Below are 16236 nucleotides of genomic sequence, written 5' to 3' on the forward strand. Positions count from 1 at the left end.
CGCCGATGACCCAGCGCGACATGGCGTTGAATTCGAGCTACTGGGACCAGGGCTACATGGCCGTGCTCGGCCGCGGCGCCGGCGCGATCGTGCTGTACGCCATCGTCGGCCTGGTCCTGATGCTGATCGGTTTCTACGCGATCGACCTCACCACTCCCGGGCCGCTGCGCAAGATGGTCGACGCAGGGAAACCGAACGCGATCATCGTGTCGGCCGCCGGCATGGTCAGCATGGCGCTCATCGTGGTGCTCGCGATCTACGCCTCGTCGGGCAAGCTGCTCGAAGGGCTGGTGGGTGCGGCGGTCTTCGGCCTGGTGGGCATCGCGGCCCAGGTGGTGATGATGCGCATCGCCACGTTCGCGATCGGCATCGACATGCACGCGCTGTTCGAGGCCGACGAGTTCTGCCACGAGGCCATGCTGGTGGCCTCGGCGCAATTCGCCCTCGGGATCGTCGTGGCGGTGGCGATCCTCTAGCCCGTCGGTGTGATCGCGGCGGCGAGCTGCTGGGGCACGTAGTTGATCAGCAGCGGCGCGAGGCCCATGAACGGCGTGCCGAAGATGGTGACCGGAATCGTTGTGTTCGGGATGACGGCGCTCAAGTCGATGGTGGCCGTAAGGGGGTGCGGCGGAACGAGAATGCCGTCGAACGGCAGGTGCAGAATGATCGGCACGGTGAAGCTGGAAATGAACGGGTTCGGGGGCACGGTGACCGGAACCGGGATCGTGATGTTCATGATGGCTTCGCCGTTGAGGAAGCCGTCCACTACGAAGGCCGGAGTGTCGATCAGCGCGCCGAAGGCTCCGACGGGATTTCCCGCCAAGAGCGCCTGTTGCACCGCGGTCGCCCCCGTGGCCAGTCCGTTGAGGGCTGAAAGCGGCGCACCCGCGACCGCGTAGCTGAACACCAGCGGCAGCCCGAAGTAGGTCGCGAGGTAGCCGTTCGCCGTGGGGGGAAGCCCCAATTGCACGTCAAGCTGGGCCACCGCCGAAATGCTCGGGATCGTCAGCTTGTTGAGCACGTTGGTGAAGTTCTGCGACATCTGTCGCGGGATCGACGGCGGAATGAGGTCCGTCAGATACTGCGCCTCCTGGCCGGGGATGTTCAGGATGTTGAAGAAGTCGCCGAGCGGGCCGAGCAGTGTGGGACTCACCCCCGCAGTGACGGTGACATCGGGGAAGTTGATAGCCAGATCAAGCGCGACCGGGCCGGGATTGGCTCCGGTGACGAAGAGGTTTCCGAAGGCCTGCGCCACGTCGTTCACCGCACCGAAGTAGTCGCCGGCAAGCCACGCCTGCAACGCCACTCCAAGCCCCGCCCGGAAGGCGGGAAACCCGTTCACGAGGTCGGTTGCCATGTTGCCCAGCGACGTCACCAACTCCTGGCCGAAACCGATCTGGGTGGCGATGAACTGCTCGGCGAAAGTCAACGGGTTGGCGGCGAGCAGTTGCTGAATGCCGGCCTGGGTGGTTGCCGGCAGGTTGGCCACGATCGCGGGGAAGTTCTGGATCGTGTAGTTGAGTGTCGCCGCGATCTGCTGCAAGTAGCCGATCTGGTTGGCGATCACCTGGCGCAGGAACGGGAACGGGTTGGCCCCCCAGGCGCCGAAGAGGGACTGCAGGTTGGCTTCGGTGTGGGCGAAAAGCTGCACGTAGGCGTCACCGGGCGCGGCGGCCGCGGCCGCGCCGGTGAGGGGCACCGTCGCGGCGCCGAGCAGGTTCTGTTCGGCGTTGGCGAGGTCGGTGCTCAGGTAGGCCGCCGCGCTGCCGATCAGCACGCGCACGAACTCGTCGTGTAACGCCGCCGCTTGGGTGGTGATGGCCTGGAACTCCTGGCCGAAGGTGCCGAACAGGCGCGACACGGCGACCGAGACCTCGTCCTGGGCCGCGGCGACCACCCCGGTGGTGGGCCCGGCCGCCGCCGCGGTCGCCTCCTGCAGTCCGGAGCCGATGTTCGCCAGGTCTCCCGCCGCCGATGTCAACAGGTCCGGTGCTGTGAGCACGAACGACATGGCCGTCTCCCCTCCACGAACCAGCAAGTGAGTCCAAGCCTACTGTGACGGGCCCCACACATCTGGCAAACCCCGAAGGGTCTTCGGCGGAATCGTGGCCGCCCCGAGCGACACGGCGTCCACGGTGTGCGGCCGGTAGGGCAACGACGGCAACCGCGCGCGCATCGTCGCGACCGGGTCCCCGGTATGCCCGGGCATGCCCGACAGGAACGCCCACTCGTGCTCGTCGCTGCCGAAGTAGACGACGGTCCCGAAGGTCTCGCCGAAGCGCCGCCACGACCGGCGCAGCGATTCGCTGCGCCAGAGCGTCGGGCACCCGGCCTGGGCGGTCACGACGCCGCCGATGTCGCGGCAGCGCTCGAGGAAGTCGGCGTCGTAGAGCCGGTTGTGCTGAGCGGGGCCGGTGCGCTCGTCGGGCAGGTCGACCACCACGATGTCGTAGCGCGTCCTGGATTGCTCGACGAAGCTCCAGCCGTCGCGGTAGTGCACGGTGACCGGCCCCAAACCCTGCTCGGCGCGGCGCAATTCGTCCACCGAGTAGCCGTACGGCAGGTGCTCGGCGCACAGCCGGACCGCCTCTGCGTCGATGTCGACGTGGTCGACGCGCGTGGCGCCGGCGGCCACCGCCAGCTGGCTCACCACGCCCTCGCCGGACCCGATGACGAGGACGCGCTCGATCCGATCCGCCAACAGCAGCGCGGGGACGAGCAACGCCTCGTGATAGACGAGCTGGCTCAGCTCGGTGCTCTGGCGCTCCCCGTCGCTGAACAGGCCGACGCCCTGGGCCGTGCGGCCGATCACCAGGTGCTGGAAGTCGGTGCGCACGTCGCAGAGGACCTCGTCAAGGCGCCAGTGCCGGGTAAGCCCGGGGGCCAGCGGTTCGACGATGTCGCGGGGGGCCGCCCAAGGTGCCCCCTCGGCGACGAAATAGGTTGGCAGCGGAGCAATTCCGTTGAAGGCCGCCGACGCGTAGCTGGCGGTGTACGCGCCGGCGCCCTCGATGCGGACGTGGTCGCCGGGTCGCAGCGTCACCGGCAGTGGGTAGCTCCGGTAGAGCACGTCGTCCCCGTCGCACGTCGGACCCGCGACCACCGCGTCGTCAGTCGGATCGCCGTCACGGTCGCTGCGCAACCGGTAGCGGATGTACTCGTTCTCCGTCTCGGCCAGGCCCCCGTAGCGGCCGACGTCCAGGTACACCCAGCGCCTGCCGTCGGTGCCGGTCCGCGTGGACGCCACCTCGCAGTCGATCGTGCCGGCCGACGCGACGAGGGCCCGCCCGGGTTCCACCACGAGCGTCGGCTGCCGGCCCCCGAAGCAGAGCTCCAGCGCCGATCGGATGGAGTCGGCGAACGCTTCGAGTGGCGGCGCGCCGGTGGCATACGCGACGGGAAACCCGCCCCCCACGTTGAGTGTCGCCAGCCCCTCGACCGCGTCGAATATGTCTGCGGCGCTGCGTATTCCGAGCCCCCAGGCCGCCGGGTCCAGCTGCTGCGAGCCGACATGGAAGCAGACGCCGTCCGGGCGGAGGCCGAGCCGACGGGCGTGATCGAGCAGCCCCGCGGCGGCCGCCGGGTCACAACCGAATTTGTGCCCGAACGGGGTGACCGACGCCGGGAATGCCGGAGCGATGCGGCATTCCACCCGCGCCCCGGGGGCGTGTCGGGCGAGCGCCGTCGCGCCGTCCTCGGTGTCGAACGCGAACCGCCGCACGCCGGCCGACCACGCCGCGGCCACCGTCGACGGTTTACGGATCGTGTTGCCGAACGCCAGCAGACGTCCCTCGATGCCTGCCGAGGCGCACGCGGCGATCTCACCGGATGACGCCACGTCGAATTCGGCACCCTCGGCGGCCAGCAGTCGCAATACCGGATCGGCGGGATTGGCCTTGACCGCGTACCGGATCCGGGCCTCGGGGAGCAGGGCCCGCAATGCACGGAAGTTACCGCGCACCCGATCGAGATCGATCGTCAGGTAAGGCGTCTCGGGCACAGGAGGCTACAGTAGTGTCCGTTCAGGCGCCGGGGTGCGCGGGCAGCGAGAAGTGTTCGGGCGGCACGGTCGGACCGCTCGGGGATTGCGTCGAGAGCGGTGTGGTGATGCCGTCTACGACCTCGGTGACGTTCCCCGTGAGCCGTTCGAAGTTCAGGGTGCCGTGCTGGAAATTCTGCGTGATCTGCAGCGGCTCTTGGATTTCCGCGCTGGTCGGCAGCCCGAGCGGACCGCGCTCGTAGCTCAGTGACGCCCAGGCGTCATAGATGGCGCCGGTGACGGGCTGCGCGCCGGTCACCGGCGACCAGTACATCGCGCCCCTGGCGAACGTGACGTAGCGGGAGTCGCCCTCCCCGCTGTCCTCGGGGGAGGTCGGCGCGCCCAGCACGCTGTTCATGCCGCCGAGTTCTTGCCAGCGCTCGTAGATCGCGCCGCCCTGCAGGGCCTTGATCAGCTCTTCGGGCGGGTCGTTGAAATGCGATGCGACGTCGCGGATCTCGTCCATCAGCGCGTAGGCGGCGTTGCCCGGGCAGTCGGTGTTCCCGACGTCGCGGTGGGTGAAGATCGTCGGCAGCGTCGCCGTGGCGCCCGCGGGGAAGGTGGTGTAGTGGCTGCCGGCCGACTCGAGGGCGACGGTGCCCTTGGGGTCGACGCCGTCGAGGCCCAGACGCCAGCCGAGCAGCCGGCCCACGGTGCGCAGCTGGATCGGTGTCGGCGGCACGTCGTCGAAGTTGCCGATCATCGCCACGCCCCAGGTGTTGCGGTTGAAACCGCCGGTGTGGAAGCCCTCGACGGCCTTGGTGAGACCGCCCGCGCTGCCCTCGAACACCTGGCCGTACTTGTCGACCAGCGCGTTGTAGGCGATGTCGCACCACCCCAGCGTCTTGCTGTGATAGGTGTAGATCGCCTTGACGATGCCGGCGGATTCCAGCGGGGAATAGTCGTTACTGCCGGCGGTGTGGTGGATGACGGCGGCGCGAACCCCGTTGTCGTACTGGGGCGTTCCGCATCGCAGCGATTCGTCGGCGCCCCATTCCGCCCGGCTGATGATCGGCGGCGCCTGCCCCGGCATCAGGACCCCCGCCGGTGGCGTCCAGTGCGTTTCGACAGGGGCCTGCGGCGGGGAGATGAGGATCGCCGAGATGTTCTGCCCGAAGGGCTGCTCCCGGGACGCCGGCCGGTAGCCCAGGCCGTCCGGGGGCGGCGCGGCGGGCGCGGTCACCGCGGCGTCCAGCGGGCGCGTGACGGCGACCTGCACCGTGGTGGTGGTGCCGACGAACACCGGGTCGGTGCTCCGCGGCCCCTCCTGGGGGTCTCCCGCCGGCGCGTCGGCGCCGGCCGGGGAATCCGGGGCCGCCGTCTCGTACTCGGTCTGGTACCAGGGCCCCCACGAGCCGTCGGGGCGCTTCGCGCGGACCCGCGTGGAGGTGCCGGCGAGGTCGCCGGTGAGGGCGACGAGCGAGAAGGGGGTCGGCTGGCTGAGCTCGCGCACCGTCACGCCGGCGCCGAGCCCGGTCAGCGGCTGCTCGGCGAGTTGGGTGTCGCGGGCGCGGGTCGGCTCGGGGGCGCGGTGACCGCGGGTTGCTCCGGCCGCCCAGGAGACGATGACGACGGTCGCCGCGACTGCGGTGAGCAACATCGTCGGCGCGCGACTGCGGGACACCAGCTGATGTTACTCATGTGTCTAGTGTTATTTCTGTGACGACACGGTCTTGGGCGTGAAAAGAGCCCGAACGTGCGTCGACGGCACCGCAGAGGGGGTTTGCTGGGTTCCGAAGTCCATGCGCTCTGCGGTGCCGTCTGGTGACGGGTCCGGTGGAGTTAGACGGGCGGAAGGGTCGGTGCCGGGAGGGCACCGGCGGCCGCCGGCAGGGCGCCGGCGGCACCCGCTGCGGCAGGGAGGGCGCCGGCGGCCGCCCCCGGGAGAGCCCCGGCGGCACCCGCCGCACCCGGCAGGGCGGCGGCGGCACCGGGAAGGGCACCGGCGGCCGCACCCGGGAGGGCGCCCGCGGCGTGCGGCAGCGCACCGGCGGCGCCGGCCGCGGCCGGCAGGGCACCGGCGGCGGCACCCGGGAGGGCACCGGCCGCGCCGGGCAGGGCACCGGCGGCACCCGGCAGGGCACCGGCGGCTGCCGGGGCTCCGGCGGCGCCGTGCTGGACGCCCTGCATGATCGCCGGCATCACCAGGCCCTTGAGCAGGTCGATCGCCTGGCTGGCACCCAGCTGGTTGGCGGCCTGCATGACGTCGTTGATCAGGCCACCGCCGCCACCGCCGCCGTTGCCGCCGCCGCCACCGAGGCCGGTGCCGCTGCCGATCGGCGAAGCGCCGCCCAGCGTCGACGGGTCGCCGATGATCGGGTAGGTGCCGCCCGCGCCCGGGTCCAGGCCGGTCTGGGAGTCGATCGGCACCTCACTGGGGGCGAGGGTGGCGGCTCCCGCGCCGGGGGCGACGCCCGCCGGGCTGGTCAGACCGGGGTTGGACAGCGCCGGGTTGAGCCCGGCGGCCGGGGTGGTGACGCCCGGCGCCGTCGCGGCCCCACCCGGGGTTGTCGGCGGCAGGGCGGACGGCGAGGTCAGGCCCGGGGTCGTCGGGGCCAGGCCGGGGCTGGTCAGCGCGGGGCTGGTCAAACCGGGGCTGGTCAGGCCGGGGGTGCCCAGGCCGGGAGTCCCCAGGCCCGGACTGGTCAGGCCCGGCGTGGTGGCACCGGTCCCGCCGCTCAGCGCGGGCACCGGCGGCAGGTTGATCCCGAACTGCGACAGACCCTGCGACAGAGCGCCCATCAGCTCGCCCGGCAGGTCGGACATGACCGCCGCCTGCTTGAACTCGTGGTGCTCGGCCGGCTTGGTCGCGCCGGTCGACTCGTAGACAAGGAAGTATGCGCACGGACTCGCGACTGCCACGGCGGCGACCGCGCTCATGGCTGTCGAAAGCTTGCGTCGGCGTCGGTTCGGCACGGAAGTCTCCTCAATCTCATGTGTTGTGTCGGCTCACTCTGTTTGTCGGCCTGCCTGTCCTGTCCGGCATGAACCACACAGAGTTGATGGTACGAGTGAGAATCCTGTGACTAGAGTGACGAGATCGAATCGTGAGGCAATTGCGACCCCGACCGTGATGGCCGCAGACCGGGCCCGGCGTCCATACTCCCCGGACCGGAGCCGACTCCCCAGGCTCGCCAAATGGGTTAGGCCCGCGCCGTCGGATACCCTAAGCAACCGATGACTTCTCGTTTCGACCTCCTCGTCGTCGGCTCCGGATTCTTCGGCCTGACCATTGCCGAGCGCGTGGCGACCCAACTGGGCAAGCGCGTGCTGGTGGTGGATCGGCGTCCGCACATCGGCGGAAACGCCTATTCCGAGGCCGAGCCGCAGACCGGGATCGAGGTCCACAAGTACGGCGCGCACCTCTTCCACACCTCGAACAAGCGGGTGTGGGACTACGTGCGCCAGTTCACCGACTTCACCAACTATCAGCACCGCGTGTTCGCGATGCACAACGGGCAGGCCTACCAGTTCCCCATGGGACTGGGACTGGTGTCGCAGTTCTTCGGCAAGTACTTCAGCCCTCAGGACGCCCGGCAGCTCATCGCCGAGCAGGCCGCCGAGATCGACACGGCCGACGCGCAGAACCTCGAAGAGAAGGCGATCTCACTGATCGGCCGCCCGCTCTACGAGGCGTTCGTCAAGGGCTACACCGCCAAGCAGTGGCAGACCGACCCCAAGGAGCTGCCCGCGGCGAACATCACCCGGCTGCCGGTGCGCTACACCTTCGACAACCGGTACTTTTCCGACACCTACGAGGGCCTGCCGGTGCACGGCTACACCGCGTGGCTGCAGAACATGGCCGCCGACGACCGCATCGAGGTGCGGCTGGACACCGACTGGTTCGACGTCCGCGACCAGCTGCGGGCCGACAGCCCGGACGCGCCCGTCGTCTACACGGGCCCGCTGGACCGCTACTTCGACTACGCCGACGGCCGGCTCGGCTGGCGCACTTTGGATTTCGAGGTCGACGTGCTGCCCATCGGCGACTTCCAGGGCACGCCGGTGATGAACTACAACGACCTCGACGTGCGCTATACACGCATCCACGAGTTCCGCCACTTCCATCCCGAGCGCGACTACCCGACCGACAAGACGGTGATCATGCGGGAGTACTCCCGGTTCGCGGGCGACGACGACGAGCCCTACTATCCGATCAACACCGAGGCCGACCGCGCCGTGCTGGCCGCGTACCGGGCGCGGGCGAAGGCCGAGACGGCGAACGCGAAGGTGCTGTTCGGCGGGCGACTGGGCACCTACCAATATCTGGACATGCACATGGCCATCGCCAGCGCATTGAACATGTACGACAACGTCCTGGCGCCGCACCTGCGCGACGGGGCGGCCCTGGCGGGGGAGGGGGTCTGATGCCCGCGGTGAGTCTGTTGTCCCGAATCATCCTGCCGCGTCCGGGTGAGCCCCTGGACGTGCGCAAGCTCTACCTCGAGGAGTCGACCACCAACGCGCGGCGCGCGCACGCGACCAGCCGCACGTCCCTGCAGATCGGTGCCGAGTCCGAGGTGTCGTTCGCCACCTACTTCAACGCGTTCCCCGCCAGCTACTGGCGCCGCTGGTCGATCTGCCAGTCCGTGGTGCTGCGCGTCGAGGTGACGGGCGCCGGCCGCGTCGACGTCTACCGCACCAAGGCCACGGGCGCCCGCATCTTCGTCGAGGGCCGCCAGTTCGGCGGCGGCGGGGACCAGCCCTCGGACGAGGCCCAAGTCGTCGAGATCGAGGTCGCGCTCAAGCCGTTCGAGGACGGCGGCTGGATCTGGTTCGACATCACCACCGACACCAAGGTCACGCTGGTCAGCGGCGGGTGGTACGCCACCGAGGCCCCGCCGGTCAAGGCCAACATCGCGGTCGGCATCCCGACCTTCAACCGCCCTGCGGACTGCGCCAACGCGCTGGCCGAGCTCACCGCCGACCCGCTGGTCGACGAGGTCATCGGCGCGGTGATCGTGCCCGACCAGGGCGTCCGGAAGGTGCGCGACCATCCCGACTTCCCCGCCGCGGCGGCCCGCCTGGGCAATCGCCTGACCATCCACGACCAGCCCAACCTCGGCGGCTCGGGCGGTTACAGCCGGGTGATGTACGAGGCGCTGAAAAACACCGACTGCCAACAGATCCTGTTCATGGACGACGACATCCGCATCGAGCCGGACTCGATCCTGCGGGTGCTCGCGATGCACCGCTTCGCCAAGACGCCCATGCTCGTCGGCGGCCAGATGCTCAACCTGCAGGAGCCCTCGCACCTGCACATCATGGGCGAGGTCGTCAACCGGTCGAACTTCATGTGGACCGCCGCGCCGCACGCCGAATACGACCACGACTTCGCCGAATACCCGTTGAACGACAACAACTCTCGCAGCAAGCTGCTGCACCGGCGGATCGACGTCGACTACAACGGCTGGTGGACGTGCATGATCCCCCGCCAGGTCGCCGAGGAGCTGGGACAGCCGCTGCCGCTGTTCATCAAGTGGGACGACGCCGACTACGGGCTGCGGGCGGCCGAGCACGGCTACCCGACCGTCACGCTGCCCGGCGCCGCGATCTGGCACATGGCATGGAGCGACAAGGACGACGCCATCGACTGGCAGGCCTACTTCCACCTGCGCAACCGGCTGGTGGTCGCGGCGATGCACTGGGACGGCGACGTCACCGGCCTGGTGCGCAGCCACCTCAAGGCGACGCTGAAACACCTTGCCTGCCTTGAGTATTCGACGGTGGCGATCCAGAACAAGGCGATCGACGACTTCCTGGCCGGCCCCGAGCACATCTTCTCGATCCTGGAATCCGCGCTGCCGGAGGTGCACCGGCTGCGCAAGGAATACCCGGACGCGGTCGTGCTGCCGGCGGCCAGCGAGCTGCCGCCGCCGCTGCAGCGGACCAAGGCGATGAAGCCGCCCGTGAATCCGATGTCCATCGGCTACCGGTTGGCCCGCGGCATCCTGCACAACATGACCAAGGCCGACCCCGAGGCGCACCGGCGGCCGGAGTACAACGTGGCGACTCAGGACGCGCGCTGGTTCCGGCTGTGCACGGTCGACGGCGTGACCGTGACGACCGCCGACGGGTGCGGGGTGGTGTACCGCCAGCGCGACCGGCGCAAGATGATGGCGCTGCTGCTCTCCTCGCTGCGCCGGCAGCGGCTGCTGGCCGCCCGGTTCGACGAGATGCGCAGGGTGTACCGCGAGGCGCTGCCCGTGCTGTCCAGCAAGCAGAAGTGGGAGGCGGTGCTCTTCTCCGCAGCCGACCCGCCCGCCGCCAAAGAGCCGAAACATGCCTGACCCGGCGCCCCCGAGCGGCGAAGTGGCCGCGCTGGTCGCCGTTCAGGCCGCGGTGGCCGACCGTCCGGGCGTGCTGACCGTCGCGCGGGGGCTGTCGCACTTCGGCGAACACAGTGTGGGCTGGGTCGCCGTGGCGCTGCTCGGCGCGTTGCTGGTGCCTGCCCGGCGCCGGGAGTGGCTGGTCGCCGGGGCGGGGCCGCCCGCGGCGCACGCGGCCGCCGTGCTGGTCAAGCGGGTGGTGCGACGCGAGCGTCCGCATCATCCGGCCGTCGCGGTGAACGTCGGCACCCCGAGCCGGCTGAGCTTCCCGTCGGCGCACGCCACGTCGACCACCGCCGCGGCGATCCTGTTCGGTCGGGCCGCCGGGCTGCCGCCGGGAATGTGCGCCGCGGTCCTCGTCCCGCCCATGGCGGTGTCGCGGATGGTGCTGGGCGTGCACTATCCCAGCGACGTGGCCGTCGGCGTCGCCCTCGGCGCCGCCGTAGCCGGGGTCGCGGGTCGCTTCGAAAGGGGTTGCGCCGGATGAGTGAGGACGTCGTCGTCGGGCCGCCGTCCAACCTGATCGTCGGGGTGGTCAAGGCGATCCGCCCACGGCAATGGGTGAAGAACGTGCTCGTGCTGGCCGCGCCGCTCAGCGCCGCCGGCCGCGGATACCACTACGACTTCGGCCCCCTGGCGATGCAGGTGTCGTTGGCCTTCGTGGTGTTCAGCCTGGCGGCCTCCGCGGTGTACCTGGTCAACGACGTCCGCGACGTCGAGGCGGACCGCGAGCACCCCACTAAGCGGTTCCGCCCGATCGCCGCCGGCGTGGTCCCCGAATGGCTGGCCTACACCCTCGCCGTCGTCCTGGGGGTGGCGTCCCTGGCGGTCTCGTGGTGGTTGACGCCGGACCTCGCGGTGGTGATGGCCGTCTACATCGCCATGCAGCTGGGCTACTGCTTCGGGCTCAAGCATCAGGCGGTGATGGACATCTGCATCGTGTCCTCGGCGTATCTTCTGCGGGCCATCGCCGGTGGCGCGGCGACCGCCACCCATCTGTCGCAGTGGTTCCTGCTGATGGCGGCGTTCGCGTCGCTGTTCATGGTGGCGGGCAAGCGGTACGCCGAGCTGCAATTGGCCGAGCGCACCGGCGCGGCGATCCGCAAGTCGCTGGAGAGCTACACCAGCACCTATCTGCGATTCGTCTGGACGATGTCGGCCACCGCGGTGGTGCTGTGCTACGGACTGTGGGCGTTCGAGCGCGAACACGGCGAGGCGGGCTGGTTCGTGGTGTCCATGGTGCCGTTCACCATCGCGATCCTGCGCTACGCGGTCGACGTCGACGGCGGGCTGGCCGGGGAGCCCGAGGACATCGCACTGCGCGACCGGGTCCTGCAGCTGCTGGCGCTGGCCTGGATCGCGACCGTGGGAGCCGCCGTTGCCTTCGGCTAGCGCCGACCTGAAGGCCCCGTGGGTCGGGGGGCCGCGGCGTCGGCCGGTGGTCAGGCGAGTGGTACGGCCCCTGTTCCCGTACGCCACCATGGTGCGCATCAGCCTGTGGATCAGCGTGGCGGTGGTCTGCGCGCTGTTCGCGTGGGGCGCCTGGCAGCGGCGGTGGATCGCCGACGACGGGCTGATCGTGCTGCGCACCGTGCGCAACCTGCTGGCCGGCAACGGCCCGGTGTTCAACCAGGGCGAACGGGTGGAGGCCAACACCTCCACCGCGTGGACGTACCTGATGTACGCCGGGAGCTGGGTGGGCGGGTCCATGCGCATGGAGTACGTGGCGCTGACGCTGGCCCTCACCCTTTCGGTGGTCGGCGTCGCGCTGCTCATGCTGGGCACCGGCCGGCTGTTCGCGCCCAGCCTGCGGGGCCGCCGGGCGGTCATGCTGCCCGCCGGCGCGCTCGTCTACATCGCGCTGCCGCCGGCTCGGGATTTCGCCACCTCGGGGCTGGAGAGCGGGCTGACGCTGGCGTATCTGGGGCTGCTCTGGTGGATGATGGTGTGCTGGTCGCAGCCGCTGCGGGGCCGCGCCGACAGCCGCGTGTTCGTCGGGGCGCTGGCGTTCGTCGCCGGTTTCAGCGTCCTCGTCCGACCCGAACTGGCCCTGATGGGCGGCCTCGCGCTGATCATGATGTTGGTCGCGGCGCGCACCTGGCGGCGGCGCCTGCTCGTCGTGGTGGCCGGGGGGCTGCTGCCGGTCTCCTACCAGATCTTCCGTATGGGCTACTACGGCCTGCTGGTGCCCGGCACGGCGCTGGCCAAGGACGCCGCGGGCGACAAGTGGTCGCAGGGCATGACCTATCTCGCCAACTTCGACGCGCCGTATGCGGTGTGGGTGCCGCTCGTGCTGCTCGTGCCGCTGGGGGTGCTCGTGACCGCCGCGCGGCGCCGGCCGTCGTTCCTGCGGCCCCTCGCGGCGCCGGACTACGGGCGGGCGGCCCGGGCCGTGCAGAGCCCGCCGGCCGTGGTGGCGTTCGTCCTCGTCAGCGGGCTGTTGCAGGGGCTGTACTGGATCCGCCAGGGCGGCGACTTCATGCACGGTCGGGTGTTGCTGGCGCCGCTGTTCTGTCTGCTGGCCCCCGTGGCCGTCATCCCGGTGCTGATCCCCGACGGCAAGGACTACTCCCGCGAGACGGGGTACTGGGTGGCCGGGGCAGCGGGGGTGCTGTGGCTGGCGGTCGCCGGCTGGTCGCTGTGGGCGGCCAACTCCCCCGGGATGGGTGACGACGCCACCCACGTCAGCTACTCCGGCATCGTCGACGAGCGCCGCTTCTACGCGCAGGCAACCGGCCACGCGCACCCCCTGACGGCCACCGACTACCTCGACTACCCGCGGATGGCGGCGATCATCACCGCGATCGACAACACCCCGGACGGGGCGTTGCTGCTGCCGTCGGGCAACTACACGCAGTGGGACCTGGTGCCGATGTTGCCGCCGGCCCCGGGTAGCCCGCCCCAAAAGCCGCAACACACAGTGTTTTTCACCAATCTCGGCATGGTCGGCATGAACGTTGGGCTCGACGTCCGCGTGATCGACCAGATCGGTCTGGCCAATCCGCTGGCCCAGCACACGGAGAGGCTGAAGCACGGCCGCATCGGCCACGACAAGAACCTCTTCCCGGACTGGGTGATCGCGGACGGCCCATGGGTGAAGCTGCCGCCGGGCATTCCGGGCTACCTGGACGCGAACTGGGTGGCGCAGGCGGTCGTGGCGCTGCAATGCCCCGAGACCAAGGCGGTGCTGAGTTCGGTGCGGGCCCCGATGACCCCGCACCGATTCCTGTCCAACCTGGTGAACGCCTATTCGTTCACCAAGTACCGAATCGACCGCGTGCCGCTCTACGAGCTCGCCAGGTGCGGGCTCCCGGTGCCCGAGACGATCCCGCCGCCGCCCCGCGAATGAGCGCGAATGAGGGCCGCGCAGAAGAATTTTCGACAGAGATTCAATTCACGCTGACACCGCACGTCCGAAACATTGACAGCAACTTCACAATTGGCGTCTCACCAGCGGTCATCGATGGCCCGGCACATGCGGAAACGCTCTTTTTTGGACACGTGTTTGACCGCGAAATCGTTGGGTAGCAAGGGCCGATCGACGGTTTGGGCCGCGGGCTCGATGAGAGAGGTTGGCCGATGGTGTGGTTGACTACACGGGCACTGCGGGGTTTGACGGGCATTGCGTCGAGCGTTTGCAGTACGACCCAATTTCGACATGCGTCCGGGTGAAGGGCGCGCCGAAAGGATGAGGAAGCAAGGATGACGCTTGTTGACAGGTTGCGCGGCGCCGTGGCACGTATGCCACGACGGCTCGCGGTGGGCGCCGCCGGTGCGGCCCTGCTGCCGGGCTTGATCGGCGTCGTGGGGGGCTCCGCGACCGCGGGGGCGTTCTCGCGTCCCGGCCTGCCGGTGGAGTACCTGCAGGTTCCGTCCGCGGGCATGGGCCGCGACATCAAGGTCCAGTTCCAAAGCGGTGGAGCGAACGCACCCGCGCTGTACCTGCTCGACGGCATGCGCGCGCAGGACGACTTCAACGGCTGGGACATCAACACCCCGGCGTTCGAGTGGTACAACCAGTCCGGCATCGCCGTGGTGATGCCGGTCGGCGGCCAGTCGAGCTTCTACTCCGACTGGTACAAGCCCGCCTGCGGTAAGGCCGGCTGCACCACCTATAAGTGGGAGACGTTCCTCACCAGCGAGCTGCCGTCGTACCTGGCCGCCAACAAGCAGGTCAAGCCGACCGGCAGCGCTGCCGTCGGTCTGTCGATGGCCGGCTCGTCGGCGCTGATCCTGGCGGCCTACCACCCGAACCAGTTCGTGTACGCCGGCTCGCTGTCGGCGCTGCTGGACCCGTCGCAGGGCATGGGCCCGTCGCTGATCGGCCTGGCCATGGGCGACGCCGGTGGCTACAAGAAGGACGACATGTGGGGCCCGTCGAGCGACCCCGCGTGGCAGCGCAACGACCCGTCGCTTCAGGTGGGCAAGCTGGTCGCGAACAACACCCGCATCTGGATCTACTGCGGTAACGGCAAGCCGTCCGACCTCGGTGGCGACAACCTGCCCGCGAAGTTCCTCGAGGGCTTCGTGCGGACGTCCAACCTGAAGTTCCAGGACGCCTACAACGCGGCCGGTGGTCACAACGCGGTGTTCAACTTCGACGCCAACGGCACGCACGACTGGCCGTACTGGGGCGCGCAGCTCAACGCGATGAAGCCCGACCTGCAGTCGGCGCTGGGCGCCACCCCGGGCGCGGGGCCGGCGACGGCAAGCAACGCCGGGAACCAGAGTCAGGGCGGCTAACTCGTATCAAACGACTGACGGCGGCGATCCACCCGGATCGCCGCCGTCAGTCTGTTTGGCCATGTGGCGGTGTGGTCTATTTCACTACCCTGCGAACCGGGTTCGATCCGGGCCTGGCTAGTGTGCTCACAGCGACTAGACGATGGAGGGTGGACATGAGGGTCGTGCGGGGTGTGTCGGCGCTGGTGCGGATATTCGGCGTGGCCGCGTTGTCGGTCGCGCTGGCGGCACTGACCGTGACGGTGGGGGCCGTCGGCAAGGCCAGAGCGGCGGGCTACGAGACCCTGATGGTCCCGTCGGGCGCCATGGGCCGCGACATCCCGGTCGCCTTCATGGCCGGTGGCCCGCACGCGGTGTACCTGCTCGACCCCTTCGACGCCGCTCCCGACGTCAGCAACTGGGTGACCGCCGGCAACGCGATGAACACCCTGGCCGGTAAGGGCATCTCGGTGGTGGCGCCCGCCGGCGGCGCGTACAGCATGTACACCAACTGGGAGCAGGACGGCTCCAAGCAGTGGGACACTTTCCTGTCCAACGAGCTGCCCAGCTGGCTGGCCGCCAACAAGGGCCTGGCCCCCGGCGGGCACGCCGCCGTGGGCGCCGGGCAGGGCGGCTACGGCGCGATGGCGCTCGCGGCCTTCCACCCCGACCGGTTCGGCTACGCCGGCTCGCTGTCCGGCTTCCTGTACCCGTCGGAGACGACGGTCAACGGCGCGATCCTGGCCGGTCTGCAGCAGTTCGGCGGCGTCGACGGCAACGGCATGTGGGGAGCCCCGCAGCTGGGCCGGTGGAAGTGGCACGACCCGTGGGTGCACGCGTCGCTGCTGGCGCAGAACAACACGCGCGTGTGGGTGTGGTCGGCCAAGGGCGGGGCCAGTGACCCCGCGGCTGTGCTGGGCGTGCCGGACCAGGTGACGGGGACGGGCATGTCCTTCTATCAGCAGTACCGCAGCGTCGGCGGGCACAACGGCCACTTCGACTTCCCGGGCGGCGACAACGGGTGGGGCCCGTGGTCGGGTCAGCTGGGTGCCATGTCGGGTGACATCGTCGGCGCGATCCGCTAGCCGGGCGCGCGTCGGACGGTTGCCGCCGCGGTCGTGATCCGCGGCGCTCGGCGATTGCCGC

General features: G+C 69.8%; 11 protein-coding genes and 1 pseudogene. 8 read left to right on the top strand and 4 right to left on the bottom strand.

Annotation, left to right across the window (positions count from 1 at the left end; all coding sequences use genetic code 11):
- Nucleotides 1–5: 5 nt before the first annotated feature.
- Nucleotides 6–476, top strand: coding sequence for a DUF350 domain-containing protein (locus GPY60_RS20125; protein ID WP_156689459.1), 471 nt, complete (start codon nt 6–8; stop codon nt 474–476).
- On the opposite strand, the gene GPY60_RS20130 is transcribed toward GPY60_RS20125, so the two are convergent.
- From GPY60_RS20130 to GPY60_RS27205, 4 genes and pseudogenes are all read right to left on the bottom strand, one after another.
- Nucleotides 473–2011, bottom strand: a complete 1539-nt coding sequence (locus GPY60_RS20130; protein ID WP_156689460.1) for a PE family protein — start codon at nt 2009–2011, stop codon at nt 473–475. The two genes, GPY60_RS20125 and GPY60_RS20130, sit on opposite strands and share 4 nt — an antisense overlap.
- 39 nt (nt 2012–2050) lie before the next feature.
- Complete coding sequence (locus GPY60_RS26700; protein ID WP_197283758.1) at nt 2051–4000, bottom strand: alanine racemase; 1950 nt, start codon at nt 3998–4000, stop codon at nt 2051–2053.
- A gap of 22 nt (nt 4001–4022) precedes the next feature.
- Nucleotides 4023–5666, bottom strand: coding sequence for an LGFP repeat-containing protein (locus GPY60_RS20145; protein ID WP_197283761.1), 1644 nt, complete (start codon nt 5664–5666; stop codon nt 4023–4025).
- Between the two features lie 374 nt (nt 5667–6040).
- Nucleotides 6041–6955: pseudogene (locus GPY60_RS27205) on the bottom strand (PirG); the annotation flags it as partial.
- A gap of 261 nt (nt 6956–7216) precedes the next feature.
- Between GPY60_RS27205 and glf the strand changes: the two are divergent.
- From glf to GPY60_RS20190, 7 genes are all read left to right on the top strand, one after another.
- Complete coding sequence (gene glf, locus GPY60_RS20160; RefSeq protein WP_156689463.1) at nt 7217–8407, top strand: UDP-galactopyranose mutase; 1191 nt, start codon at nt 7217–7219, stop codon at nt 8405–8407.
- Nucleotides 8407–10329, top strand: coding sequence for a glycosyltransferase (locus tag GPY60_RS20165; RefSeq protein WP_156689464.1), 1923 nt, complete (start codon nt 8407–8409; stop codon nt 10327–10329). Before glf ends, GPY60_RS20165 begins: the two co-directional genes overlap by 1 nt.
- Nucleotides 10322–10855 carry a phosphatase PAP2 family protein gene (locus tag GPY60_RS20170; RefSeq protein ID WP_156689465.1) on the top strand — a complete coding sequence of 178 codons (534 nt, stop codon included), beginning with the start codon at nt 10322–10324 and terminating at the stop codon, nt 10853–10855. The genes GPY60_RS20165 and GPY60_RS20170 overlap by 8 nt, the downstream gene beginning before the upstream one ends.
- A complete protein-coding gene (locus GPY60_RS20175; RefSeq protein ID WP_156689466.1) occupies nt 10852–11760 on the top strand; it encodes a decaprenyl-phosphate phosphoribosyltransferase in 909 nt (302 codons plus the stop codon). The genes GPY60_RS20170 and GPY60_RS20175 overlap by 4 nt, the downstream gene beginning before the upstream one ends.
- A complete protein-coding gene (gene aftB / locus GPY60_RS20180; RefSeq protein WP_156689467.1) occupies nt 11747–13717 on the top strand; it encodes a terminal beta-(1->2)-arabinofuranosyltransferase in 1971 nt (656 codons plus the stop codon). Before GPY60_RS20175 ends, aftB begins: the two co-directional genes overlap by 14 nt.
- Before the next feature lie 353 nt (nt 13718–14070).
- Entirely contained in the window at nt 14071–15111 is a 1041-nt protein-coding gene (gene ag85A / locus GPY60_RS20185) for a diacylglycerol acyltransferase/mycolyltransferase Ag85A (protein WP_156689468.1), read from the top strand.
- A gap of 164 nt (nt 15112–15275) precedes the next feature.
- On the top strand, nt 15276–16175 hold the full coding sequence (locus tag GPY60_RS20190; protein ID WP_156689475.1) for an esterase family protein: 900 nt from the start codon (nt 15276–15278) through the stop codon (nt 16173–16175).
- Nucleotides 16176–16236 lie beyond the last annotated feature (61 nt).

Origin of the sequence: Mycobacterium sp. Marseille-P9652 (genome assembly GCF_902652685.1) — a bacterium.
GTDB lineage: Bacteria > Actinomycetota > Actinomycetes > Mycobacteriales > Mycobacteriaceae > Mycobacterium.

Excerpts from the sequence above, each read along its gene's own strand:
- GPY60_RS20125 (WP_156689459.1), top strand. The coding sequence starts at position 6 with ATGACCCAGCGCGACATGGCGTTGAATTCGAGCTACTGGGACCAGGGC.
- GPY60_RS20130 (WP_156689460.1), bottom strand. The coding sequence starts at position 2,011 with ATGTCGTTCGTGCTCACAGCACCGGACCTGTTGACATCGGCGGCGGGA.
- glf (WP_156689463.1), top strand. The coding sequence starts at position 7,217 with ATGACTTCTCGTTTCGACCTCCTCGTCGTCGGCTCCGGATTCTTCGGC.
- GPY60_RS20165 (WP_156689464.1), top strand. The coding sequence starts at position 8,407 with ATGCCCGCGGTGAGTCTGTTGTCCCGAATCATCCTGCCGCGTCCGGGT.
- GPY60_RS20170 (WP_156689465.1), top strand. The coding sequence starts at position 10,322 with ATGCCTGACCCGGCGCCCCCGAGCGGCGAAGTGGCCGCGCTGGTCGCC.
- GPY60_RS20175 (WP_156689466.1), top strand. The coding sequence starts at position 10,852 with ATGAGTGAGGACGTCGTCGTCGGGCCGCCGTCCAACCTGATCGTCGGG.
- ag85A (WP_156689468.1), top strand. The coding sequence starts at position 14,071 with ATGACGCTTGTTGACAGGTTGCGCGGCGCCGTGGCACGTATGCCACGA.